At 51.4% G+C, this 23602-nt stretch carries 21 protein-coding genes; 15 read left to right on the forward strand and 6 right to left on the reverse strand.

Going from position 1 to position 23602, the window contains the following annotated elements; genetic code table 11:
* The 3 genes from ACXJJX_RS06165 to ACXJJX_RS06175 all read left to right on the forward strand — a co-directional run.
* Window positions 1-184: hypothetical protein (locus tag ACXJJX_RS06165; RefSeq protein ID WP_456433217.1), on the forward strand; the 184-nt coding region annotated here is incomplete at its 5' end.
* A 1200-nt stretch (window positions 185-1384) separates the two neighbouring features.
* The gene (locus ACXJJX_RS06170; RefSeq protein WP_456433219.1) at window positions 1385-2578 is read left to right on the forward strand and encodes a pyridoxal phosphate-dependent aminotransferase; all 1194 of its coding nucleotides are present in this window, start codon (window positions 1385-1387) and stop codon (window positions 2576-2578) included.
* A gap of 11 nt (window positions 2579-2589) precedes the next feature.
* A complete protein-coding gene (locus ACXJJX_RS06175) occupies window positions 2590-3861 on the forward strand; it encodes a phenylacetate--CoA ligase family protein (RefSeq protein ID WP_456433221.1) in 1272 nt (423 codons plus the stop codon).
* Window positions 3862-3869: 8 nt separating this feature from the next.
* Here ACXJJX_RS06175 and glgP read toward each other — a convergent pair whose 3' ends face one another.
* Window positions 3870-6413 (reverse strand): alpha-glucan family phosphorylase, encoded by a 2544-nt coding sequence (glgP, locus tag ACXJJX_RS06180; RefSeq protein WP_456433223.1) that lies wholly within the window; start codon window positions 6411-6413, stop codon window positions 3870-3872.
* Between the two features lie 161 nt (window positions 6414-6574).
* On the opposite strand from glgP, the gene ACXJJX_RS06185 reads away from it, so the two are divergent.
* The 4 genes from ACXJJX_RS06185 (at window position 6575) to hemA (ending at window position 11294) form a co-directional block, all read left to right on the forward strand.
* A complete protein-coding gene (locus ACXJJX_RS06185; RefSeq protein WP_456433225.1) occupies window positions 6575-7060 on the forward strand; it encodes an FmdE family protein in 486 nt (161 codons plus the stop codon).
* 292 nt (window positions 7061-7352) lie between these two features.
* The gene (locus tag ACXJJX_RS06190) at window positions 7353-8810 is read left to right on the forward strand and encodes a two-component system sensor histidine kinase NtrB (RefSeq protein ID WP_456433227.1); all 1458 of its coding nucleotides are present in this window, start codon (window positions 7353-7355) and stop codon (window positions 8808-8810) included.
* A gap of 314 nt (window positions 8811-9124) precedes the next feature.
* Window positions 9125-9952 carry a c-type cytochrome biogenesis protein CcsB gene (gene ccsB / locus ACXJJX_RS06195; RefSeq protein WP_456433229.1) on the forward strand — a complete coding sequence of 276 codons (828 nt, stop codon included), beginning with the start codon at window positions 9125-9127 and terminating at the stop codon, window positions 9950-9952.
* Entirely contained in the window at window positions 9933-11294 is a 1362-nt protein-coding gene (hemA, locus tag ACXJJX_RS06200; RefSeq protein ID WP_456433231.1) for a glutamyl-tRNA reductase, read from the forward strand. The genes ccsB and hemA overlap by 20 nt, the downstream gene beginning before the upstream one ends.
* On the opposite strand, the gene ACXJJX_RS06205 is transcribed toward hemA, so the two are convergent.
* Complete coding sequence (locus tag ACXJJX_RS06205) at window positions 11291-11701, reverse strand: single-stranded DNA-binding protein (RefSeq protein ID WP_456433233.1); 411 nt, start codon at window positions 11699-11701, stop codon at window positions 11291-11293. The genes hemA and ACXJJX_RS06205 overlap by 4 nt on opposite strands.
* Before the next feature lie 130 nt (window positions 11702-11831).
* Between ACXJJX_RS06205 and ACXJJX_RS06210 the strand changes: the two genes are divergently transcribed.
* From ACXJJX_RS06210 to ACXJJX_RS06245, 8 genes are all read left to right on the forward strand, one after another.
* On the forward strand, window positions 11832-12461 hold the full coding sequence (locus ACXJJX_RS06210; protein ID WP_456433235.1) for a bacterio-opsin activator: 630 nt from the start codon (window positions 11832-11834) through the stop codon (window positions 12459-12461).
* Between the two features lie 20 nt (window positions 12462-12481).
* Complete coding sequence (locus ACXJJX_RS06215; RefSeq protein WP_456433237.1) at window positions 12482-13465, forward strand: cobalt-precorrin 5A hydrolase; 984 nt, start codon at window positions 12482-12484, stop codon at window positions 13463-13465.
* A gap of 14 nt (window positions 13466-13479) precedes the next feature.
* Window positions 13480-14214: a precorrin-3B C(17)-methyltransferase gene (cobJ, locus tag ACXJJX_RS06220; protein ID WP_456433239.1), complete on the forward strand. Its 735-nt coding sequence runs from the start codon at window positions 13480-13482 to the stop codon at window positions 14212-14214.
* Between the two features lie 4 nt (window positions 14215-14218).
* Window positions 14219-15193, forward strand: a complete 975-nt coding sequence (locus tag ACXJJX_RS06225; protein WP_456433241.1) for an SPL family radical SAM protein — start codon at window positions 14219-14221, stop codon at window positions 15191-15193.
* An 11-nt stretch (window positions 15194-15204) separates the two neighbouring features.
* The gene (gene hrcA / locus ACXJJX_RS06230) at window positions 15205-16239 is read left to right on the forward strand and encodes a heat-inducible transcriptional repressor HrcA (RefSeq protein WP_456433243.1); all 1035 of its coding nucleotides are present in this window, start codon (window positions 15205-15207) and stop codon (window positions 16237-16239) included.
* A 114-nt stretch (window positions 16240-16353) separates the two neighbouring features.
* A complete protein-coding gene (gene grpE / locus ACXJJX_RS06235) occupies window positions 16354-16932 on the forward strand; it encodes a nucleotide exchange factor GrpE (protein ID WP_456433245.1) in 579 nt (192 codons plus the stop codon).
* Window positions 16933-16962: 30 nt separating this feature from the next.
* Window positions 16963-18903 (forward strand): molecular chaperone DnaK, encoded by a 1941-nt coding sequence (gene dnaK, locus ACXJJX_RS06240; protein WP_456433247.1) that lies wholly within the window; start codon window positions 16963-16965, stop codon window positions 18901-18903.
* A 58-nt stretch (window positions 18904-18961) separates the two neighbouring features.
* The gene (locus ACXJJX_RS06245; RefSeq protein ID WP_456433249.1) at window positions 18962-19258 is read left to right on the forward strand and encodes an HU family DNA-binding protein; all 297 of its coding nucleotides are present in this window, start codon (window positions 18962-18964) and stop codon (window positions 19256-19258) included.
* Between the two features lie 4 nt (window positions 19259-19262).
* Here ACXJJX_RS06245 and rlmD read toward each other — a convergent pair whose 3' ends face one another.
* The 4 genes from rlmD to pheT are packed head-to-tail and all read right to left on the reverse strand — an operon-like array spanning window position 19263 to window position 23599.
* Window positions 19263-20588 carry a 23S rRNA (uracil(1939)-C(5))-methyltransferase RlmD gene (gene rlmD, locus ACXJJX_RS06250; RefSeq protein WP_456433251.1) on the reverse strand — a complete coding sequence of 442 codons (1326 nt, stop codon included), beginning with the start codon at window positions 20586-20588 and terminating at the stop codon, window positions 19263-19265.
* Window positions 20588-20923, reverse strand: a complete 336-nt coding sequence (locus tag ACXJJX_RS06255; protein ID WP_456433254.1) for a MerR family transcriptional regulator — start codon at window positions 20921-20923, stop codon at window positions 20588-20590. The genes rlmD and ACXJJX_RS06255 overlap by 1 nt, the downstream gene beginning before the upstream one ends.
* Window positions 20913-21206, reverse strand: a complete 294-nt coding sequence (locus ACXJJX_RS06260; protein WP_456433257.1) for an HU family DNA-binding protein — start codon at window positions 21204-21206, stop codon at window positions 20913-20915. Before ACXJJX_RS06260 ends, ACXJJX_RS06255 begins: the two co-directional genes overlap by 11 nt.
* On the reverse strand, window positions 21203-23599 hold the full coding sequence (gene pheT, locus ACXJJX_RS06265) for a phenylalanine--tRNA ligase subunit beta (RefSeq protein ID WP_456433259.1): 2397 nt from the start codon (window positions 23597-23599) through the stop codon (window positions 21203-21205). The genes ACXJJX_RS06260 and pheT overlap by 4 nt, the downstream gene beginning before the upstream one ends.
* Window positions 23600-23602: the final 3 nt, after the last annotated feature.

A 23602-nucleotide genomic window follows, 5' to 3' on the forward strand; every position in this document is an offset into this window, starting at 1 on the left:
AGCCGCGGAAGCGCTGAAAGATCTCCTGCTTTATAAAGGCGTAGTCAACCGAAATAAGAAGCTATTACTCGAAGCCTTTAATCTCTTTCTTGAATCTAAAGGGCTCAGTTTGCTTGAGTGTTTCCTGTGTATAAAAGCACGAAAACAGAAAGGGAAACTTTTGACCTTTGACCAACGGTTGTAACAGAAATGTCCTCAATTCTAATAGTATTATTATTGAGGACCTGATGGCGAATGGATTGGTCATCTGGGATGGTGGCAAGCCCAAAGGTGGACGTGTCAGACCAAAAATATCCGGTAAGAGTGTCGCCGAACGTGTTCTGGAGGATCGGCGGTGAACTTAATCAGGCGGCTAAAATTATTGGTTTTCCGTTGTTAAGTTAGGAGTAACCAATGCCCCTGAATCCGGTTCAGTTTGGTAAGAATGTTATAGATCAGTTTGGGCGTTATTTGCTTACCACCTTTCCGGTGGCTGCTCCCGGGCTTCGTCAACAATTCAAGGAAGGGCTTTCCTTTGGGCTCGGTGGAAAGGAGCGGCTGGCTAAGGGATATATACTTAAGCTGTCCGTTTGTGGAAGGCCCGACGCTAAGAGAACTAATTGCGGACCCCTCTCTTGATTTGCATCCGGCTTTGGCCGGGACTTTCAACTTCGAGAGGCTTTACAAACACCAGGGACCGAAGAAAACCTTCCAAGGCTTCCCGAGCCCCGGCTTTATAACCAGAGCCGAGCTTTTAAAAGCGCAAAAGCCCGGGTATGTGCTTCCTCTTCCCTGGGAAGAATGTTTTTCGCAAGCTTCGGAACCCTTTGGCCAGCGAGACCGAGATTGAAATGGCTTGCGGAGGAACACCATATATTTCGTCTGTCTCGGAGAGCTTGGGGCCAGCCAGGATGGAGGTGTCCCACACAACACCAAGCCTCGGAAGAAAACTCATGGGAAAAACAACCTCTTTTTACTACATTCTCTGGGAGGTGATCAGGGGCGTTGTCCGGTAAGACCTCACCTTTCATTTCTCCCGGGATGATAAAAAGGACCTCGTAGCCATATGCTTTTTCGTAGATCTTTCTAAAAGCCTGCTTCAACTTCTGGTGGAAAAAGCCTTTTGGACCCTTGGGGCCGCCTCCATCCAGGCGGAAAAAACGTTAAAAATGTCTAAAATGTCTTCCTTTTGTTCATTAGACTTCCTTTGTGACTCGATAATCCGGCCAGGCAGCTTATGGAATGATATGGAGGCTAGTTATTATGAAGTGGTATCTCGGCTGGTGTCGGGTATATAAGGTAGGCTCTCGGGAAAGGGGGTTTAGAGAATTCTAGGGTCCATTGACAATTAAGATCGCCCTGAGTAAAGGCTTTGCCTTAAAAGGTCTCTTAAGAGGAGGAAGAGATGGTCATCTCCCAGCAGATCGTAAATTATCTTGAGGGCTCTTCCTGGATAAGGAAAATGTTTGAAGAAGGGGCCCGGCTTAAGAGCCAATATGGCCCAGAGGCAGTCTGTGATTTCAGCCTGGGCAACCCGGATCTAAGCCCTCCGGCCGATTTCCTTCTGGCCCTAAAGGAGGTGGCTCAGGAAGAAGGGCCAGGCATCCACGGTTATATGCCCAATGCCGGATATCCCTTTGTCAGAGAGGCTATGGCTCGGAGAGTTTCCGAAGAACAGGAGCTGGAGACACCGGCCGAAAACGTGGTCATGACCTGCGGGGCTGCCGGAGCCATCAATGTGGTCTTTAAGGCTATCCTAGAACCGGGGGACGAGGTCATCTTTCCGTCTCCCTTTTTTGTAGAATATCGCTTTTATGTGGAAAATCATCAGGGCCATCCCGTTCCTGTGCCCACCAAGGCCGACTTTCATCTTGACCTTGAGGCTCTGGATAAGGCCATCACTCCTAAGACCAGAGCGGTGCTTATAAACTCTCCCCATAATCCTACAGGTCAAGTCTATGATTCTGAAGAGCTAAAGGGTCTGGCGAGAATCCTGGAAGAGGCCAGCAGACGTCATGGAAGGCCTATCTTCCTCCTCTCAGATGAGCCGTACCGGCGCCTTACCTTTGACGGCTTCAGCCCTGTGGCCTTGTTTCCCCTCTATCATCAGACCATCGTTATAAACAGTTTCTCTAAAGAACTATCTATTCCGGGAGAACGTCTAGGTTACTTAGCCCTTCATCCTGAGGCCGAAGGGGCTCAGGATCTTATGGCTGCCTTTATTCTGGCCAACAGAATTCTGGGGTTCGTCAATGCCCCGGCCCTGATTCAGCGAGCAGTAGCCAGATGCCCTCAGGCCGCCATTGATGTGGGGATTTATCAGCGCCGGCGTGACCTCTTCTGCGAGATCCTTGAAGAGGCAGGATATGAGTTCGTCCGCCCCCGAGGAGCCTTCTATGTCTTTCCCCGGACTCCGATAGAAGACGATGTTGCCTTTTGTCGTCTTCTGGCTGAAGAAAAGATCCTAGCAGTCCCCGGGCGAGGTTTCGGGGCTCCAGGGTATATGAGGTTGGCCTTCTGTGTAGATGAAGCCGTTATCGAGCGCTCTCGAGAAGGATTCAAAAGGGCCTTGGAGAGAGCCAAAGCCCTAAAGGCATAAGGAGGGCCGTCGTGTATCAGCAACGTCTGGAATGTCTGGGCCGAGAGGAGCTAGAGAATCTTCAGCTCAAAAGACTCCGTCGAACCCTCAGCCACATAAAAGAGAACAATCAGTATTACTTTGAACAGCTAGGAAGGCCAGATCCGGGAGAGATTAAATCCTTAAAAGATATTCAGGAATTCCCATTCCTTACCAAGGATGATCTCCGTCAGGCCTATCCTTTTGGGCTTGCCTGTGGCCGTAAAGATGAATTTGTCCGTTTTCATATGTCTTCTGGGACCACTGGAACCCCGGTAATTAACCCCTTCAGTCGAGAAGACGTTGAACAGTGGTCTGAGGTTATGGCCCGCTGTCTTTCAGCCGCTGGCCTCACCCACAAAGACGTCCTCCAGATCACCCCCGGTTTTGGCCTCTTTAATGGAGGCTTTGGTTTCCATTATGGAGCAGAAAGGATCGGCTGTTTTGTCATCCCCATTGGTCCTGGCCGGACCTTGATGCAGCTTAAGTTTATGAAAGATTTTGGGACTACGGCTCTAGCAGGGATATCATCTTATCCCTTGCGGATCATCGAGGTAGCCCGGGAAGAAGGCTTTGATTTCAGACAGACCAGATTGCGGGTGGGGATCTTCGGAGCCGAGGTCTGGAGTGATGAGACCAGAGGATTCATTGAAAAAGAAATGGGCATAGAGACCTTTGACATCATCGGCATGACCGAGACAGGGGGGGTCGGGTTGGGGATTGATTGTCAAGATCACTCCGGGATCCACATCTGGGAGGACCATTATCTGGTAGAGATAATCGACCCTGAGACCGGTGAAGTCGTCCCTAATGGAACCGAGGGGGAAATGGTTATCACCACCCTCACCAGGCAGGGACTTCCCCTTATCCGTTATCGTACTCGGGACATTACCCGAATAGTTTCGCGGAGTCGCTGTGCCTGCGGGAGGACCCACCTTAAAATCGCCCGCATCAAGGGTCGAACTGATGATATGCTCAAGGTAAAAGGGGTCAACTTCTATCCTCGACAGATCGAGGAAATCCTCATGAAACATCCAGAGGTTCTTCCCAATTACCTGATCACTATCGGAAAGGTGGCCGGCAAAGATCAGGTCGAGGTGACTGTGGAATCATCCAGGCTCGATGAAAGCCTTAAAAAGAGATTGGAAGAAGAGATCTATAATTTCCTAGGATTCCACGTTGAGGTCAGACTCTTAAGCCAGGGAGAACTCCCCCGGGGTCCAGGTAAGGCCGTAAGGGTAAGGTTCATTAAAGAGGAAGAGTAGAAAATATCTCAAATGGGACACATCTTTCTTTCTAACCAGAGAATATGGTTATCATCCAGGGGGATAATCGCCCCAGGAAAAAAGGGAATAATCCTCGGGGTGTAATGGTCTGGCGGCCGGTTAGTTTTAACCCGGGCCGTATAAAGATAGCTATTTACAAAACCTAAAAGGGTCCTCTCTGGAGTCATGGGCCAACGCTCTGGCTCTCCATCTTCTTCTTCGGGTTCGGCATATAACTCCACTTTTACGGCCTCTTGGTCCATCTCACCCAGATAAACTTGCAGACGGAAGAGATAGCCATCCTCGGTTTTTTCCATTTCTAGTCTTCCAAAATGAAGTTTGGGCCAGTTGCATTGAAGATGTTGACGCCAGTGCTGAAGTTGGACCCCAAATTGTCCTCCTTTGGTAACCCTCTCCCGCAATCTTTGGGCCGCCGGGAGATAGAACTTCTCGGTATATTCCCGGAGCATGCGGTTGGAAGAAAAACGAGGGGTTAGTTTGGCCATGCTGGCCCTCACTTTGGCTACCCAGGCCCTGGGAATCCCCTGATCATCACGATCATAAAAGCTAGGAATGATCTCTTCCTCCAAGAGCCGATAGAGCTCCTTAGCCTGGACTGCATCGGCCTTATCTGGATCAAGCCTCTCGTCTACATTGGGCAGAGCCCAGCCGACCTCAGGGCAATAGCCCTCTTCCCACCAACCGTCTAGTACCGAGAGATTAAGACCACCGTTCACCAGAACCTTCATTCCACTGGTACCACAGGCCTCCCAGGGGCGCCGAGGGGTGTTGATCCAAAGATCGACCCATTGGACAAGTTCACAGGCCACGGTCATGTCATAATCGACCGCAAAGACAGCCCGCCCCTGAATCTCTGGCCGGTTGAGAAATTCGATCCAGTCGCGGATCAGCCTCTTGCCGATTGCATCCTGAGGGTGTGCTTTACCAGCAATGATTAGTTGTACTGGCCTTTCTTGACTGGTGAGGATTCGCTGAAGACGATCCTGATCATAAAGGAGCAGGTTGGGGCGCTTGTAGCCGGTAAATCTCCTGGCAAAGCCAATAGTAAGGGTGTTGGGATCAAGGAGATGTTTACAACGCTCTAGAGTCTTTTCCTCGAGCCCCAGGGCCAGACGTTGTTTTATCATCCGCCGGCGTATAAAGGAGATGAGCTTAAGACGGCTGGCACAACGAAACTCCCAGAGCTCTTCATCACTTATCCTGGAGAAAGCCCCTTCAAGGTCTTCAGAGATTCCCAACCAGAAGTCCTCACCACAGGTTTTAGCCCAGATAGGGTGAGAACAGTTTGAGTCCCAAGAGGGGACATGGATACCATTGGTTACATAGCCGATAGGGACTTCCCTTTGAGGCCAATCCTGAAAGAGAGGCTGAAAGATACGCCGGCTGACTTTACCGTGGAGGTGACTGACCCCGTTTATTATCCCACAGCCACGCACGGCCAGATAGGCCATATTGAAGGGCTCTTCCTGATCTTCAGGGTTGGCCCGTCCCAAGGCCATGAAATCCTCTACGGAAAGATCCAACATCTCGGCATAAAAGCGGGCATAGGGCATAAAGATATGAGGGCAATAGCGATCAAAGGCTGCCCCCACTGGGGTGTGGGTAGTAAAGATGTTACCTACCCGAGTACAGGCAAGGGCTACCTGAAAAGGCTGGCCATACTTCCTCATAAAGGAACGGGCCCTCTCTAGGACGGCAAAACCTACATGACCCTCGTTGAGGTGCATAATCTCACAGTTGAGGCCCGAGGATTCCAGGAGCTTCCACCCCCCCAGCCCGAGGACTATTTCCTGCTGAAGCCTGGTCTCCTCACCGCCCTCATACAACTTGCCGGTTATGCCTCGGTCGCCAGGGGTGTTTAATGGGTCATTACTGTCGAGAAGATAAAGTCTTACCCGGCCTACCTTCACCTCCCAGACTCTGAGGATAAGCTCTCTTTGGGGCAACATGACCTGAATCCTTAACCAATCTCCTCGTTTATCCCTCACCGGGGTGATGGGCATCATGGTGGGGTTATTGTAAAGGAAGAACTCTAGCTGATTTCCGTTGGCATCCAAAGCCTGACGAAAATAACCCTGATGATAAAGGAGCCCTATCCCTACCACCGGTAGCCCTAAATCACTAGCGGTCTTGAGATAGTCTCCAGCCAGGATACCTAGGCCTCCGGAGTAAATTGGTAGAGACTCCCCCAATCCAAATTCCATACTCAGATAGGCAATAACCCCCAAGGCCCCCGCCCCATAGGTCTCTTCGAACCAGCCCGGTTTACTGACCACTTCAGCCCTCTTTTGGAGTTGTTCCTCTAGGAGCTTGAGAAAATCCCGGTCTTCGGCCAGCCTATCTAACCTCTCCTGACTAACCCGTCCCAGGATAAACCAGGGATTGCGGGTCCAGGCCCAGAGGTCAGGATCAATATATTGCCAAAGAGGCTCAGAGAGATGACACCAATTCCAACGCATATCCAGAGCAAGATCGATCAGAGGCTTAAGAGGATCGGGCATTATCCGAGGCAAATATTGACTCGGATGCATGTTATCCTCCTAAAAATTCAATTTTTTTGACCAATTTAGAAATTTCTCTCTATAAAGAGAGATTATTTATTCAAAATGATGAAATCAACTATTTTAAAATTTAGTTATCCAGGTATTTATTTATTGGCATCTTTTTTAAAAACATGTTACGAAAATTTCTTATGATATGGGTTCCTCTGGAGCTTAAGGTCTTGGCAGAAAAAATTGGACTTCTCTGCCCTGAGGTAGCTATTGGTTGGAGGGTAGGGGATTATTTTCGTCGGAGATTAGTTGCTTGGGGAGAAAAGATTAAAGAACACCGGATAGTCAGCTACAATACCTCAAAGAGCGCAGAGACCCTCTGTTTGATGGGATTCAGACTCCAGATCGAAGATCTTGGAGAACACGTCTACAGCCTTTGCCGATCAGATGGTAGCCCCAGGCTGATGATTTCTATCCGTCTGCGTCACCTCCTGCCGGAGGTGGGTTTTAGAGAGCTTGAGGAAAAAATCATAAATCTTCAGGCCGGTCCGGAAGAAAGACAAAAGTATCTTTTGGCCTTGGATCGCTGGGTCTCTCAGATCATCTTGGCCTCTGACCAAGAGCTTTTTAAAAAAGAAGGAGGCCAGGAGTATAGCCCCTACCAAGGGGGAGAACTAAATCCTTAAATTAAAATAGCCCCAAAAAGAAAGTTTTAGGCTAGGTCATAAACCGCGCCCTTGGTTCTGGTTCCTCTTAGGTGAAGAGATTGAAGCCAGCGAATTAGGAAAAAAAATTCCCACCACGAAAAAAAATCCCCATATAACTGGTAGATTTTGGTAGTAAAACGGCCTTAATCGTCCGTTTGGAGTGGCAAACAAATTGCTAATCTTGCCGAGACAGAGAAAACCTGGCTAATTAAGCAATTAGGTTTTCTTTCGGGCTTTTGAGCCCTTACTAGCTTGGGGATGGTATATTTTTATGTTCCAAAACGTCTATCCTAAAATATGTAAAATTTTTTCCACTCAGCCTGATCCGGCTGTGGGGCTTGACCTCCAGAGAAAGGTTCTCTTTATAAATGCTGCTGCTCAAAATCTGAAAAGAGAGGGTGATAACTGCCATCAGATCCTCTTTGGCCGGAGCACCCCTTGCTCCTTCTGCCCCTTGGAAGAGGCTCAGGCTAAAGAGAAGGCCCGCAGGATAGTCTCCAGTGACTGGGGGGACTACGATCTTTGGCTCTATTTACTCGAACCAGATGAAAGAATCTTTGTTTGTTCTATCCGGGATATCTCTCCTATAGAGGAACGGGAGAAGAGGCGCTATCTGGCCAAAAAGATGGAAGCTCTTTCTCGTTTTGCAGGCAATATTGCCCATAATTTCAACAATCTTTTGGCAGGAGTATTGGGGCAACTGGAACTGCTCCGAGAAGAGGGGCTCTCGGAGGCCGCCCAAAGGAGGCTTAAACAGATTCTAGACGATCTTCGCCAAGGTGCAGAGCTTACGGACAAGCTCTTGACTATCGGTATGGGCCAGCCCATAGAGGTAAAGCTTGGAGATATCAACCAGGACATCAAGGCTCTGCTGGTAGTTATCAGGGATCTTCTGCCAGAAAGAATTCGCCTTGAAAGTAAACTTGATCCCCAGCTTCCCTCCATCCACTACGACCGTCTAGCCCTGGTTCAGATCCTTCTTAACCTTATTAGTAACGCCGTGGATGCTATGCCCCAAGGAGGCACGGTCACCGTGTCCACCACGCTCTGGAACTCTAAGGTGATTGTCCTTGAGGTCCGGGACCAGGGATCTGGTATTCCGCCTGAGGTCCAGGAATTTGTCTTTGAACCCTTCTTTACCACCAAAAAGGACCAAAAGCGTTCGGGGCTTGGCCTTTCTATGGCCTATTCCCTGGCCGCCTCCATGGGGGGCCAAGTTGAGCTGGAAAGCACTCCAGGGCAGGGTAGCACCTTTAGGATACTGTTTCCCGTAAGGAGAAGGACGGTCTCTGCCCCTAAAGAAAAGAAAATCCAAGAGGCCTGCCGCATTCTCGTGGCTGAAGAAGATACTTACATTCGCAATCTTCTCAAAGAAGCCCTTCTTCTCCATGGCTATGAGGTTGAGGTGGCAGCCAAAGGTGAAAGGGCCCTTGAGCTAATAGAGAAGAAGGTCTCGGGCTTTGATATTTTGATTGTTGATCTGGACATGGCCGCTATGGGAGGCTTGAGGATTATCGAAGAGGCCCTGGTCAGATCACCTCGAGCCCACTTTATCGTCATAAGTGGGCATGAAACCGGTATCTCCATACCCAAAATAGGTCAGAGAATTCATTTTCTCCAGAAGCCCTTTCATCTTAAGGAGATCCTCCAGATCGTAAAAGAAGTCTGGGAGAGGAAAAAAGAGGAAACTACCCAAGAAGAGTCTCAACAGAAGCAGTATAATCACTGAGCCTCGGGCGTATCAATAAACTCATCAACTTCCAGGTTTCTCATAGGGATCCATGCTGCCGTGTCTGGTTATTCCTCTTCTTATTAGGGAACGCAAAGCGTTATGCTCCTACCTTTCCAGACCAAAGTTTATTTCTCCAAGGGATCATAAAGATGGCCACTCTAGATTCGGAAGGGAAGGGCTCAGGTTCTGGGTTGCCATATTTCTTGTGTCTACGAGGTGCGAGGTGCATTATTTGCCTTTGGTCGGGGTAGGGGACTTCCAGATTTCGGGTCCTTGTTTTTGGTCGTTGTTGCTGCTAAGTTTTGGCCATTATGGATCTTTTTCTCTTTCGGGTCTCCTTGGTGGCCTACCTTTTGGCCACGGCGGGTCATTTAGTCTATATTGTTACCCTGCGCAAAGATGCGGCCAGGGTGGCCAATTGGGTCCTGGCTGGGGGGTTTTTGATCCATACGGCCTCTATGGGCCTTAGGTGGGCGGAGGCCGGCTACCCCCCGATTACCAATCCCCATGAGGCCTTTTCCTTCTTCAGTTGGGCCCTGGTTTGTGCTTATGGCCTCCTTTATTTTCGCTTCAGGCTCCCGGTGTTGGGGGCCTTCGTCATTCCCATTGTCACCGTCTTTATGATTCTTTCTTCTCTGGCCCCGGCAGAGATATTGCCTTTGCCTCCGGCCTTAAAGAGTCTCTGGCTTCCAGTCCATGCCTTTATTTCCCTTTTGGGCCATGCCTTCATGGCCATCGCCTTTGCCTCGGCGGTGATGTATCTGTTACAGGAGCGTGAGATCAAGAAGAAGAGGCTTGGGGCCATCTTTCGCAGGCTTCCTTCCCTTGATGCCCTGGATGCCATAAACTACTGGTCCCTTAAGATTGGGTTCCCTTTCATGACATTGGGAATTATTACTGGTAGCCTTTGGGCCGAAAAAACTTGGGGGGCCTATTGGAGTTGGGATCCCAAAGAGACCTGGAGCCTTATTACCTGGTTTCTCTATGCGGCCCTTCTCCATGAACGTCTGGCGGTAGGTTGGCGCGGGCGACGGGCGGCTATTCTTTCGGTAGTCGGTTTTATGGCCCTCATTTTTACCTTTTTAGGGGTAAATTTTCTCCTTGGAGGAGAACATTCTTATGGGCGCTGGCCAAGCTAAGGCAGAGATTGCCATCTTGGGCCTCAATCACCGGACGGCTCCTATAGAGGTCCGGGAACGCTTGGCCTTTGCCAACTGTGGGGACGATCCCTTAGAGCTTCTAAGGCGCCTTGATGGCCTGGAAGAGGTAATTTTTCTCTCTACCTGTAATCGGGTAGAGGTCATCTTTACGGCCTCTTGTCCTGAGAAGGCCACTGAAGAGATCAAAGATCTTTTTTCTTCGGCCAACCAGATCTCTCGGGAGCTCTTTGAGCCTCATCTCTATTTTCTGCGGGGCCAAGAGGCCGTGCGCCATATCTTTCGGGTAGCCTCAAGTCTTGACTCCATGGTTTTGGGAGAACCCCAGATACTGGGGCAGCTCAAAGAAGCCTATCGCCAGGCGGCCACCCACCGCACGACAGGGGTCATCCTCAATCGCCTTATGCACAAAACCTTTTTTGTGGCCAAAAGGGTCCGGACAGAGACCGGTATTGCCAGCCATGCTGTTTCTATAAGTTATGCTGCGGTAGAGCTGGCCCGGAAGATCTTTGGTAATCTCTCAGATAAGAGCTGTCTGCTTATTGGGGCTGGGGAGATGGCTGAACTAGCTGCTCAACACCTTTTGGCTCAGGGGGCTGCAGGGATTACAGTTGCTAACCGAACCTTTGAACGAGCGGTAGAGCTGGCTCAAAGGTTCCGTGGCCAACCAGCCAGGCTTGAGGAGGTCGCTGACTGGCTCCTAAAGGTGGATATCGTCATCAGTTCTACAGGGGCTCCCGGTTATATCATCACTTATGATCAGGTCCGGGGGATAATGCGGCCTAGGAGGATGAGACCCCTTTTCTTCATTGATATTGCTGTTCCTCGCGATATTGAGCCCGAAGTCAATAAGATAGATAATGTCTATGTCTACGACATTGACGATTTAAAGACCGTTGTCGAAGAGAATCGTAGCCAACGAGAAAAGGAGGCTCTCAGGGCTGAGAGGATCATCGAAGAGGAGATCCTTAAGTTTTACACCTGGCTTGAGGGGCTGGATGTGGTCCCGACCATAAAATCCATCCGGGCCAAGGCAGAAGAGATCAGAAGGCGGGAGCTGGCCAAGACCCTGGCTCACATTGGAAACCAACTTTCTCCTGAGCAAATTGAGGCCATAGAGATCCTTACCAGTTCTATCGTTAATAAAATCCTCCACGATCCGATCATCTTCCTTAAAAACCGTTATCACCAAGACGGGAGCTTGGTAGTGGATATGGCCCGGAAGCTTTTTAACTTAAACGGCGACCGGCCCCTTAAACCCCTTCCACCCTTAGTGCGCTTACGGGCCAAAGAAGAAGAGTCAGAAGTGGAGTCTTCCGGCTAGAAGGGAATATCATCCTCGTCTGCCGGAAGATCAACCGCTTCCTCAGAAGCAGGCTCGCCAGGGGCTGTCCCCCGGGAGTCAAGCATCTGCATGGTGGTGGCTACTATCTCTGTGGTGTAGCGGCGGACTCCTTCGCGGTCTTCCCATGACCTAGTCTGAAGTCGCCCCTCAATATAAACCTGTCTTCCTTTAGAGAGATATTCACCACAGATCTCTGCCAACTTCCCAAAGGCGACGATCCGATGCCACTCGGTCCGCTCTTCTCGTTTCCCATCTCGGCTGGTCCAGGTCTCGTTGGTTGCTAAACGAAAGGTGGCTACAGCCGTGCCTTCGGGAGTGTATCTTATCTCTGGATCGGCTCCTAGGTGCCCGATGAGAATGACCTTATTGACACTTCCTCTTCCCATAATTCCCCCTCGGATCTATAAGGATGTGGTTAGCACGTTACCAATAGCTCCTGAGCCATGCAAGTTGACCTCTAGGGGAGTCGCTTTAATTTTTGACTTAGAAATCTTGAAAGGGGAAAGGGGGTGGATTATGCCGGTGGTCATCCAGCCAGAAGAGATCAAGACTTTTGACCCTGACGGGCTGACGATTAGGGTCTTTCTTAAGGCCCTGGAGATCTTGGGAGGACCACGCAAACTCATCTATTACCGCCACCTTACTTGGCTTACCAGTTTGATGGAGGCGGCCTACGCCGTGGTTTTGTCAGAAGAGGCCTTTAAGACCGAGGATGATATTGCGGAGTTTCTCGGTCTAACCCGTCAGACTGTGCGCAATATCCTTCGAGCTGATCCCAATTTGGTAATGAAAAAGATCTCTGGAGAGCTTGAAGAGAAAGATCTCAAGGCCCATACCGCCGGGGGGCTAGCCCGTCTGGCCTATGAGGAGATAAAAAGGGGCAACGAGGCCCTGATATTTTTCTCTCAGGTCATTAAAGAGGTAGCTGATCTGGGAATTGGCTGGCCGGCCGAAGTTTTGGCGCGGATAAAAGGCCTTGATTTTCCTGTTAAAAGCGCTCTTTTGGCCGAACGTCTCAGGGGGCTAACGGTCAAGGGGCAGGATCTAGGCATCCTGATGATCTCCTTGGGGCCGGAGATCAAAAATCCCCGTGAACTTCTTCATCTTCTGGCCGAAAAGTTAAAAGAAAGGACTATTTCTTCCTGAATTGAGGTTTTTATCTGAAAATGTTCATTGTCTATGTCACCCGGGCCGGCCGGGAGATGGCCCACAAGGTGGCCTCATTTAGTGAAGAGGCCCAGATCTTTGCCTACAGCGAAGGAGCGATAGCTGAGGCCTTTCTGAGGCGAAAGCCTCTGATCTTTATCGGAGCCTCAGGCATTGCTGTCCGGGCCATTGCTCCCTACTTACGGGATAAATACAGAGATCCACCGGTTCTGGTGATCGATGAAGCCGGTCAATTTGTCATCAGCCTTGTCTCAGGCCATCTCGGCGGGGGGAATGAACTGGCCCAGGAATTGGCCGCCTTTCTCAAAGCCACCCCTGTGGTGACTACAGCCTCTGATGTCCGGGGGCTCCCGGCCCTGGATGTCTGGGCTAGGTCCCAGGGTTTGGTGGTAGAGAACTGGTGGGCCATGCGCTGGGCTCAATCTCTTCTGGTCCAGAGACGATCTCTTTTGGTCTACAAGGAGGTCCCCGGCCTTGAGCTCCCCCTGGGTCTTGAACCCACTGCCTGGCCAGAGACAGCCCAGGTGGTCATCTCTTACCGGATGGGCCTGGGTAGAGGCTGTTCTCTGAGGCTTTATCCCAAAGTCTTAGGTATAGGCATAGGTCTTAACCGGGGAACCGGTGGTGAGGAGATCGTCTCGGCCATTGTGAGCGTCTTTGAGGAGGCCGGGCTTTCCCTCGCCTCTGCCGCTCTTTTGGCCTCGGCCTGGGTTAAAAGGGATGAGCCTGGGCTTAAAGAAGCAGCCCAGGTCCTTGATTTACCCCTTTCCTTCTTCGACAAAAAGGATCTCTCCTCGGTAGCGGTAAAGAACCCTTCGGCAGTGGTAATGGCGACCATCGGAGTGGCTGCGGTGGCCGAACCCTGTGCCCTTTTGGCCACTGGAGCCCGGGAGCTCTTAGTCCCCAAAGTCAAAGTGGGCAACGTTACCGTGGCCGTGGCCGTAGCCAAGCGGCCTCTTCTTGTCAGAACCAAGGCTTCTTAATATCTTAGTCTTTTATGTCGGCGAAGATCTACGTAGTAGGCCTGGGATCAGGTTCCCCAGAAGAGATGACTTTGGCTGCCCGAGCGGCTCTGGAGCGGGCCGAAGTTATCGTTGGCTACCATACCTATCTTGACCTTATTGCTCCCCTCATCTCTGGGAAGTTCGTCTTTGGTAGCGGCATGCGTCAGGAGATCAAACGCTGTCTTAAGGCCCTGGAGTTTGCCTCTTCTGGAAAGACAGTAGCCGTGGTTTCAAGTGGTGATCCAGGGATCTACGGGATGGCTGGTCTGATTCTGGAGCTTGTTCGTTCTCAGGGGGTCGAGATGGAAGTGGAAGTGGTAGCTGGGATCCCGGCCCTTTCCTTCTGCGCTGCTCGTCTGGGGGCCCCTCTGATGCATGATTTTGCCGTCATCTCCCTCTCGGATCTCTTGACTCCCTGGGAGCTTATCCTCAAACGCCTAGCGGCTGCAGCTGCTGCGGATTTTGTCATCGTTATCTATAATCCCCGCAGTAGTAAACGCCAAAGGCACCTCCTGGCGGCTAGAGAACTGATCCTGGAGCACCGTCTTCCAGAAACACCGGTGGGCGTTGTTCGGGCCGCCGGTCGCCAAGGAGAATTCGTAGAGATTGTCACTTTAGGGGAACTTGATCCCTCTGGGGTGGATATGCAAACAACCTTGATCGTGGGCAACTCCCAGACCTATATCTGGGAGGGGCGAATGATTACCCCTCGGGGATATCGACTTTAAGGTCTTGAGGCTGGTCCTCGTCGAAAAGAAGACTTCTGTCCTGAGACGACCTGACTTTAGATGCCTTAAGGCCGGCTTAGGGATTAACGTCACCCGAGGCTGTGGCCACGCCTGCCTTTACTGTTACGCTAGAGCCTTTCCGCAGGCTCCAAAGGATGAAGTCTGGCTTTACACCAATCTTCCCCGACTTCTAGAAAAAGAGCTTTTTTCTCGGGTCCAACGGGGCCGGCTTCCCCGCTGGGTGGCCTTTTCTACCGCCTCTGATTGTTTTCAGCCCCGGGAGGAAATCCTGGAGGTTACCTACCAGACTATGGCCCTGCTTTTAAGGTACGGTGTGGGGGTATCTTTCCTTACCAAAGGATCCATTCCGGAGAGATTCTGGAGGCTTTTTAGGGAGTATCGATCATTGGTGAGGGGCAGGGTAGGTTTGGTGACGGTAGATTATCAATATTGGAGGATTTTTGAGCCGGGTACTGCTCCTCCGGCTAGAAGATTGGCCGTTATAGAGCGCCTGTTAGAGGATGGTCTGGAGGTCTCGGTTCGAATAGATCCGATTATCCCCGGCCTTACTGACAGCCCTGGGATGATCGAACAACTTCTTAAGAGGCTGGCAGGCCTCGGGGTAAAGGAGGTCTCGGCGAGTTATTTGGTCTTGCGGCCGGGAATCAAAGAGGTGCTGGCCAGTGGGCTTCCCAGGGGGCTCTGGTCAGCTATCAGGGGCTATTTCTGGGGGCAACCATGGCAACGGGTAATCACCTCGGCGATGACTAAGTTGGTTAAGCCTATGGTTCGGGTTAGGGGCTACCGGATCCTTAAGGAGATAGGGCGTCTTTACGGAATAAAGGTCAGGGTATGCGGCTGTAAAAATCCTGATCTTCCCTTTGAATCCTGTAATCCTTGGCCGGTGCTCGGCGAGAGTGGTCCCCGGCAACTTTCTCTCTTTACCCCTTCCATTGACAGGTCCCCAGAGGGCCATTAGTAAATTTACTGATGATGGAGACCATAACAGTCCAGATATCAGAAAGGGCTCATAAGATCCTGTCAGCAGTAGTGGAGACTTATGTCCAGACAGCCGAGCCTGTTGGGTCGCGTCTGGTGGCCAAAAGGCCAGAGATTGGTTGTTCACCGGCTACTGTGCGCAATATAATGGCTGATTTAGAGGAACTGGGGCTCCTTTATCAGCCCTATACCTCGGCGGGCCGGGTGCCCACTGAGGCCGGGTTTCGGTACTATATTCGTTTTATTCTTAAATTTAGGCGTCTCAGCTCGGAGGAGGCCGAGACTATTGAGGAGACCCTCTCCAGCCAGCCCATTGAGGACATCACGGCCCTTCTGAAAGGGGCCAGCCGGCTTCTTTCAGAACTCTCCGGTCATACGGCGGTGGTGCTCTCTCCGCGGATGGGTCTTGAGAATCTCCGCCATGTGGAATTTGTCCGTCTAAAAGAAGGCACGGTGCTCGTTATCTGTGTAGGGGAGACTGGTCAGGTTCAGAACCGTCTCGTCGAGCTAAACGGTGACGTCTCTCAGGAGGCCCTGGACCGTTTTGCCCGATATCTAAACGAAAAATTAGAACGCCTATCTCTCCTTGAGGCTAGGGATGAAATCCTCCGGGAGATGGAAGAAGAGAAGAGGCTTTTTGAGGGTCTCTATGAGGGTTTGGTCTCGCTCAAGGCCGCTGAGGAGCTCATTGTTGAGGGTAGCACCAGGCTCCTAGAACATCCAGAGTTTAAAAGGATGGAAAAGCTGCGGGCGGTGCTTAAGGCCCTAGAGGAGAAGACCGTCCTCATTGAGATCTTGGATAAGTGCTTTACCGCCAAGGGGGTCCAGATCTTTATCGGCTCTGAAAGTAGCCTTGGCGATCTTAAGGACATCGGTCTGATCGTCTCTCCTTACCTTAAGAGCGATCACCCGGTGGGATCTTTGGGCATTCTGGGACCTATGCGTATGGACTATGCCCGGGTGGTCCCCTTGGTCGAATACACGGCCAAGGTTCTAAGCCGCCTTCTGGACAAGTTAGCCCTCTAGTCTTAACTTTTTTGCCGGCTTAAAAAAAAGAGCCTTTAAAGGAGGCCTAAAGGTCGAATTTAACGGCCAAAAATGGGAAAGGTTCATCAACTATATCGGAAAGGACCACCAGCTATGAGTGAGGTTAAAAAGGATCAATTCCAGGAGAAAGAACCCCAACAAGAGGCTTCCGGGGCCGAGGCCCCTTCTGCTCCTCAGGAGGAAGGTTTTGAAGAGGAGCTTCAAGCGGCCAAGCTTGAGGCCAAAAGATACTACGATCAGATGCTCCGTCTGGCGGCAGAGCTGGAGAATTTCAAAAAGCAGGTTCGGCGCGAAAAGGAAGAATATGCCAAATACGCCCTGGAAGGTTTTGTCCGCGAGCTTTTACCCTTTGTAGACAATCTGGAGAGGGCCCTTGAGCACGCGGGCAAGCAGGCCGATATTGACAGCCTCGTTCAAGGTATTGAGCTAACCCTTAAAGGCTTTTTGAAGACTCTGGAGAAATTTGGTCTCACCCAGTTTGAGGCCGCCGTGGGTGAGACATTTAACCCGGAGATCCACGAGGCCCTTATGGTTGAAGAGACCCACGAACACGAAGAGGGCTCGGTGGTCAGGGGGCTTCAGAAGGGTTATCGTTTACATGAACGGGTCTTGCGGCCGGCTTTAGTGGTGGTAGCCAAAAAGCCCAAAAATAAGGATTCGGATCGAAAATAACAAGAATTTTAATATCAGGAGGAAGGAAAAATGGCAGAAAAGAAAGATCTCAATAAGGCCATCGGGATAGACCTAGGGACGACCAACTCCTGTGTGGCCATAATGGAGGGAGGAGAGCCCAAGGTTATAGTCAATCAGGAAGGCCAGAGGACCACCCCTTCGGTGGTGGCTTTTACTGACAGTGGTGAGATCCTGGTGGGCCTTCTGGCCAAACGTCAGGCCATTACCAATCCGGAGAACACCATTTTTGGCATCAAGCGTCTGATGGGGCGCAAGTTTAATGATCCCATGGTCCAAGAGTGGATGAAGCGGGTGCCCTATAAAATAGTTGAAGCTCCCAATGGGGATGCCCATGTCGAGGTCCGAGGCAAGCGTTATAGCCCTCCGGAGATCTCGGCCATGGTTCTCAGGAAGATGAAGCAGACTGCAGAAGACTACGTGGGCCAAGAGCTCAAAGAGGCGGTTATCACCGTACCTGCCTATTTTGATGACTCCCAGCGCCAAGCTACCAAAGACGCTGGTCGAATTGCCGGCATTAATGTCTTGAGGATCATTAACGAGCCGACTGCGGCCTGTCTGGCCTACGGACTAGATAAGAAGAAAGAAGGACGTATTGCTGTTTTTGATCTGGGTGGTGGCACCTTTGATATCTCCATCCTGGAGATAGGCGAAGGAGTCTTTGAGGTTAAATCTACCGCTGGAGATACTTTCCTTGGTGGTGAAGATTTCGATATGCGTCTGGTGGACTACATTGCTGATGAATTCCAGAAAGAACATGGCATTGATCTCCGCCAGGATCGGATGGCCCTTCAGAGGCTAAAGGAGGCGGCTGAGAAGGCCAAAATAGAGCTCTCTACAGCCATGGAAACCGAGGTCAACCTCCCCTTTATTACCGCTGATGCCAGTGGTCCCAAACACCTGGTGATGAAGATCACCAGGGCCAAGCTGGAGAGTTTGGTGGAAGACCTTATTGCCAAGCTTGAGCCTCCTTGTCGGCAGGCCCTGAGTGATGCTGGCCTTACGGCTCAAGATATCGACGAGGTTATCTTGGTCGGGGGCATGACCAGGATGCCCCGAGTCCAGCAGAAGGTCAAAGAGATCTTTGGCAAAGAGCCGGCCAAAGGGGTTAATCCAGATGAGGTTGTGGCCATGGGAGCGGCCATTCAGGCTGGGGTGCTTAAAGGGGAGGTCAAAGATGTCCTCCTTCTCGACGTGACTCCCCTTTCTTTGGGGATTGAGACCCTAGGAGGGGTCTTTACGGTTATCATTCCTCGGGGCACGACTATCCCCACCAGAAAAAGCCAGATCTTTACCACTGCTGCCGACAACCAGACCTCGGTGACTGTCCACGTGCTCCAGGGTGAGCGTCCTATGGCGGCAGACAACAAGAGTATCGGGCGTTTTGATTTGGTGGGCATTCCTCCAGCCCCCCGGGGCGTGCCCCAAATCGAGGTCACCTTTGATATTGATGCCGACGGTATCCTTCACGTTACAGCCAAGGATCTCGCTACAGGCAAGGAACAGTCCATCGTTATTCGGCCTTCTTCTGGCCTTACGGAGGAGGAGATTGAACGCATGGTCAAAGAGGCCGAAGCCCATGCCGAGGAGGACCGGAGGAAGCGGGAACTTATTGAGGCTCGCAACCAGGCCGACACTTTGATCTATTCTACAGAGAAATCCCTCAACGAGTTGGGAGATAAGGTCGATCCGGGCCTGCGTCAGGAGATTGAGGAAAAGATCAAAGAGTTGCGTCAGGCCATGGAGGGCAATGATCCGGCGGCTATTCGTCGGGCCACTGAGGCCCTCACCAGAAGTAGTCACCGCTTGGCAGAGATGATCTATCAGAAGACGGCCCAGGAAGGTGCCGCCGGGGGGAGCTCCCAGGCCGGAGAGGCTCCCTCAGGAGGCTCTGGTGCCGGAAAGGCCGGTGGAGATGAGGTCATCGATGCCGACTTTGAGGAAATGAAGTAGTCCTTAAGATTCAAAAGGGCAGGGTAACCCCCTGCCCTTTTTGGTCTAATAGAAGAAGATGAACAAGTCTGATCTCATTTCCAAACTGTCCGAAAGGTCCGGTATCCCCCGTAGAGAGGTCCGGGAGGCAGTTGAGGTTATCCTAGAGACCATTGCGAAGGCCTTGGAGAGAGGCGAGGGGCTGGAAATAAGGGGATTTGGCTCCTTAAGGGTCAGGCAGCGGTCCGGCTACCGAGGCCGCAATCCCAAGACCGGCGAGGCCATTCAGGTAGAGGCTAAAAAGGTCCCCCTGTTTCGATGTGGTAAAGAACTCAAAGAGGGACTCCGCACTCTCAGGTCTGGGGACCTATCTTGAGAAACTACGCCTTCTTTTTCTTCAGGACGGTCACGGTCTCTAAATGAAACGTCTGAGGGAACATGTCGAAGGGCTGAACATGGTCGACTATATAGCCGATCTCTTTAAGAAGTTTGAGATCCCGGGCTAGGGTCGGAGGATCACAGGAGACGTAGATAATCTCTTCGGGGGCTACATCTGGTAGGAAGCGGACAACCTCTTTGCAGCCTGACCTAGGCGGATCGAGGACCACGGTTTCAAACCGTTCGGTCTCTTTAGTCAACTGCCAAAGACACTCAGCTGCCGAGAGTCTCTCAAGGCGAATTCTTTCCAGCCCCCACAGCTGACGGTTATCCAGGGCATCGGCAATGGCCCGATCGTCAAGATCAACCCCCATGGCTCGTTTAACTTTAGTGGCCAGCGGGATGATAAAATTGCCCATGCCGCAGTGAAGATCAAGGACACTTTCGCTCTGGACCAGATCCATGACGTAGCTGATCAGTTTGAGATTGACCGGCCAGTTGGCCTGAGTGAACACCTTTGGTGCCGCCACAAAGGCGTAGTCTTTGGTCAGGCCCAAGGTCTTGCCCGGGACGGGGAAGAGCCTTCGGCCTCGATAAGAGGCTCCTTGGGGGAAAGGGCCTTCGGGAAGGGGACCCCTTAGCCAATAAAAGAAGGCCTTCAGCTTCGGAACCTCGCCCAATAACTCCTCAATGGTCTCTTGACTAGGTCTGAGTTTTAGCCAAGCCAGAAAGACGACTTGGCCTTCAGCTGGGCTGACGGCTAGGTCAACCCTCCTGGCCACCTGGGCTATTCGCAACCAGGCGGCAGAGGCTCTCAAAGCCTCAAGGACCTGGTTGATTTCTTCTCTGGCCAGCAGACACCTTCTAACTGGTACCAGTTGATGGGAGCGCCTCTTTAGAAAACCAAGGGCCCCGGTCTCTGGCTGGACGTGGAACTGGAGTTTGTGGCGATAGGAGAGGGTGTGAGGGGAGGGGATAATCTGGCGGACCTTTTCTCGAGGAAGATGGGCGATTCTTTCCAGGGTCTCCTTAAGGATCTTTTCCTTGAGCTCAAGTTGGGCCTCATAGGAGATGTGTTGCCACTGGCACCCTCCACAATGGGGGATATACTCACATTGAGGAGAGATGCGCCAGGAAGAGGCCTTGATAACAGTCTTGGGTCTTCCCAGGGCGTAGTCTCCTTCCAGGCGATAGATCTCGGTCTCGATCTCTTCGCCCGGGAGGCTGTCGGGAATGAAGATTATTCGACCATCGGAGAGTCGTCCCAGACCGTCGCCACCATAGACAAGTTTTTCAATCCTTATTCTCTCTTGTCGTTTAGCAAACATCAGTCCTTATCAAGGAGTCTTTTGAGCTCCAGGAGCTCCAGTCTGATTTCTCTAATCAGATCCTTAGGGGGAGATTTTTTCTCTTCGGTAAGCTTTCTACGGGCCCCAGAGATGGTGAAACCCTCTTCGTAGAGGAGCTTTTTTATCCTGAAGATGAGGTGGACATCCTTTTGGCGATAAAGCCTCTGGCCAGCCACTCGTTGAGGACGAATCTGACGGAATTCCTTCTCCCAATATCTTAAGACGTGGGGTTCGATCCCGGTGATCTCGGCCACCTCACCGATGCGAAAGTAGGCTTTATCCGGGATCTTGATTTCTTTGTCATTAGCGGGCATTGAGGTTTTTACGCAGGGTAGGGCTCGGCCGAAAAACTACTGTTTTTTGATCTGGTATCTCGATAGTCTCTCCACTTCGGGGAGAGACTCCCCGTCGCCCCCGGCGTTCATAAGGTTCAAAGGTACCAAAACGAACAATCTTAACCGGTTCTCCGATGATGAGGGCCTCCTTGATGAGTTCGAAGATCTCATCTACTACCCTAGTCATGCTACGGACTGAAAAACCAAGGGTGTTATGAAGATGCTGGGCCAGTTCCTTTTTGGTCACGGTTTTATTCTTCATCTTATTCGGGCCTTGAATTCCTTAAGGATCTTTTGGGTAAGTTCTTCCTGAATGGAATTTACCTCTTCATCGGTCAACGTCCGGTCCGGAGCCCGATAGATAAACCTAAGACCTAATGAACGATACCCCTGAGGAATATTTTTCCCTTGATAGACATCAAATATAAAGACCTCTTCCAGATAAGGAATCTCCTGCCCCTGGACAAAACGAAGTATGTCTGCGGCCGGAATGGTTTCGGAGATGACGATAGCAATATCCCTGCTCGTAGCTGGATAACGGGGCAGAGGACGGAAATGTCGTCCTTCGTCCCAGAGGTCTAATAGGTCTTCAAACGAGATCTCAAAGACATAAAGAGGATCTTTAAGGTCCAGATCCTCACGAAGGGCCGGAGATATTTCACCTAGGTGCCCCCAACCCCTCTCCTTACAGATCATCTCCAAGGAGATCCCAGTCCGAAGATATGGCTCAGAGGAGTGAGGCCGAAATTCGACTTCAATTCTCAAGGCCTTGGTCAAGGCTTCGACAAGACCCTTGAGGTCAAAAAAGTCCAGCATTCTAGGCTGTTCGTGACAAGATTCAGGTCTGGAGATACCAGTGATGAGACCGGCGATCATCAGTCGTTCTTGGGGGAGATCCTGCCCTACATCTATAAAGACTTTCCCGATCTCAAAAAGCTTAAGATTGGAGTTGCCTCGAAAGATATTTCTTTGAGCAGTCTCCAGAAGTCCGGGGATAAGGCTCGGCCGCATGATGGCCTGGTCTTCAGAAAGAGGATTTAAGATGCGGACTACCTGCCGACGGGGATCATCTGGGGGGAGTCGTAAGAGATCAGGCCAGCGCATCGCTATGAAGCTGTAAGAGATGATCTCTGAAAGACCTAGACCCGTAAGTATTTGCCGAAGCTTTTGGAGAAGACGCCAGGACCGTTCTGGAGCCTCGACCTCAAGAGAGGCCTTGGGTAGAGTCGTAGGGATGAGGCCGTAACCGTAGAGTCTGGCTACCTCTTCTACCAAGTCGGCCTCAAAGGAGAGATCGTTCCTGAAACTTGGCGGTTTGACCCAAAGGATCTCTCCTTCTCGGCGGACTTCCATCTGAAGACGCCTGAGAATCCCGTCAGCCAGCTCCAGATCAATATCTTCTCCTAGAAGGCGCCGGATCTCTTTAGCCTTTAAGGGAATGGCCTTTTTCTCTACTGGTCGGGGATAAACGTCGATTCTTCCGGAGACAATCTCTCCTTTAGCCAGCTCACCCATAAGGGCGGCTGCCCTTTCAAGCCCCAGGATAACCCCTTCGGGATCTGTTCCCCGTTCGAACCGATAGGATGATTCGCTGGAGAGCTTGAGCTTCTGTGAGGTCCGACGGATGCTGGTAGGGTTAAAACAGGCGCTTTCGATAAGAACATCCCTGGTCTCTTCCGTAATCTCGCTCTCAGCCCCTCCCATAATCCCAGCAATGGCTACCGGCCGTCTGGCATCGGCGATGACCAGAGTCTCTTCATCAAGACGTCTCTCGATCCCGTCCAGGGTTACGATAACCTCCGTCGGTCGGGCCCGACGGACGACGACCTTGGAGCCTTCAAGATATCGAAGATCAAAGGCATGGAGAGGTTGCCCAATCTCAAAGAGAACATAGTTGGTGACGTCAACAATATTATTTATAGGCCGTATTCCTACGGCCTTAAGCCTTCGTTGGAGCCAAAGGGGTGAAGGACCAATCTTTACCCCCTTGAGGATCCTGGCAGCATAGCGATAACAGAGCCCTGGTTCCTCGATGGTTATCTCCACAAGATTGTTGATCTCTGAGCCTAAAGGGGGCTCAGGGAGGGGAGGAAGCGTTAGGGGAGAGTCGAAGATGGCCGCTATCTCTCGGGCTACCCCTAAGATGGAAAGGCAGTCTCCCCGGTTGGGAGTAATGCCAATCTCAAAGACGGGGTCACTAAGCCCTAAGGCCTCCTTGAGCGAGAGACCAGGGGCTAAATCTTCAGACAAGGACATGAGACGATCCCTTTCCTCTTCCAGGCCGATTTCGGCAGCCGAACAAAGGATGGCCTCAGAGGGCTCTCCCCTGATGGTGGTCGGAACAACCTCCTCACCATTGAAGAGGATAGCTCCCGGGAGGGCCAATGGAGCCTTAAGACCTCTGGCCACATTAGGGGCCCCGCAGACTACCCGGTAGGTCTTCTCCCCTCCATGGACCAGACAGACTGAAAGAGATTCAGCCTTCGGATGAGGGAAGACTTCGAGTATCTCGCCGACGATGATCTTTTCTAGATAATCATAGACCTCTTCAATTCCCTCGACCTCAAGACCGGCCATGGTCAGGGCCTCGGCGATCTCCTCTGCAGAGGCATCTATATTGACGAACTCTTTAAGCCAAGAATAGGGTACCAACATGAC

The organism is Thermosulfuriphilus sp., from assembly GCF_054026695.1.

Bases quoted from the DNA above. Each gene is read 5' to 3' on its own strand.
- ACXJJX_RS06170 (WP_456433219.1), top strand. From the start codon at position 1,385: ATGGTCATCTCCCAGCAGATCGTAAATTATCTTGAGGGCTCTTCCTGG.
- glgP (WP_456433223.1), bottom strand. From the start codon at position 6,413: ATGCATCCGAGTCAATATTTGCCTCGGATAATGCCCGATCCTCTTAAG.
- ACXJJX_RS06185 (WP_456433225.1), top strand. From the start codon at position 6,575: ATGATATGGGTTCCTCTGGAGCTTAAGGTCTTGGCAGAAAAAATTGGA.
- ACXJJX_RS06190 (WP_456433227.1), top strand. From the start codon at position 7,353: ATGTTCCAAAACGTCTATCCTAAAATATGTAAAATTTTTTCCACTCAG.
- ccsB (WP_456433229.1), top strand. From the start codon at position 9,125: ATGGATCTTTTTCTCTTTCGGGTCTCCTTGGTGGCCTACCTTTTGGCC.
- hemA (WP_456433231.1), top strand. From the start codon at position 9,933: ATGGGCGCTGGCCAAGCTAAGGCAGAGATTGCCATCTTGGGCCTCAAT.
- ACXJJX_RS06205 (WP_456433233.1), bottom strand. From the start codon at position 11,701: ATGGGAAGAGGAAGTGTCAATAAGGTCATTCTCATCGGGCACCTAGGA.
- ACXJJX_RS06210 (WP_456433235.1), top strand. From the start codon at position 11,832: ATGCCGGTGGTCATCCAGCCAGAAGAGATCAAGACTTTTGACCCTGAC.
- ACXJJX_RS06215 (WP_456433237.1), top strand. From the start codon at position 12,482: ATGTTCATTGTCTATGTCACCCGGGCCGGCCGGGAGATGGCCCACAAG.
- cobJ (WP_456433239.1), top strand. From the start codon at position 13,480: ATGTCGGCGAAGATCTACGTAGTAGGCCTGGGATCAGGTTCCCCAGAA.
- hrcA (WP_456433243.1), top strand. From the start codon at position 15,205: ATGATGGAGACCATAACAGTCCAGATATCAGAAAGGGCTCATAAGATC.
- grpE (WP_456433245.1), top strand. From the start codon at position 16,354: ATGAGTGAGGTTAAAAAGGATCAATTCCAGGAGAAAGAACCCCAACAA.
- dnaK (WP_456433247.1), top strand. From the start codon at position 16,963: ATGGCAGAAAAGAAAGATCTCAATAAGGCCATCGGGATAGACCTAGGG.
- ACXJJX_RS06245 (WP_456433249.1), top strand. From the start codon at position 18,962: ATGAACAAGTCTGATCTCATTTCCAAACTGTCCGAAAGGTCCGGTATC.
- rlmD (WP_456433251.1), bottom strand. From the start codon at position 20,588: ATGTTTGCTAAACGACAAGAGAGAATAAGGATTGAAAAACTTGTCTAT.
- ACXJJX_RS06255 (WP_456433254.1), bottom strand. From the start codon at position 20,923: ATGCCCGCTAATGACAAAGAAATCAAGATCCCGGATAAAGCCTACTTT.
- ACXJJX_RS06260 (WP_456433257.1), bottom strand. From the start codon at position 21,206: ATGAAGAATAAAACCGTGACCAAAAAGGAACTGGCCCAGCATCTTCAT.
- pheT (WP_456433259.1), bottom strand. From the start codon at position 23,599: ATGTTGGTACCCTATTCTTGGCTTAAAGAGTTCGTCAATATAGATGCC.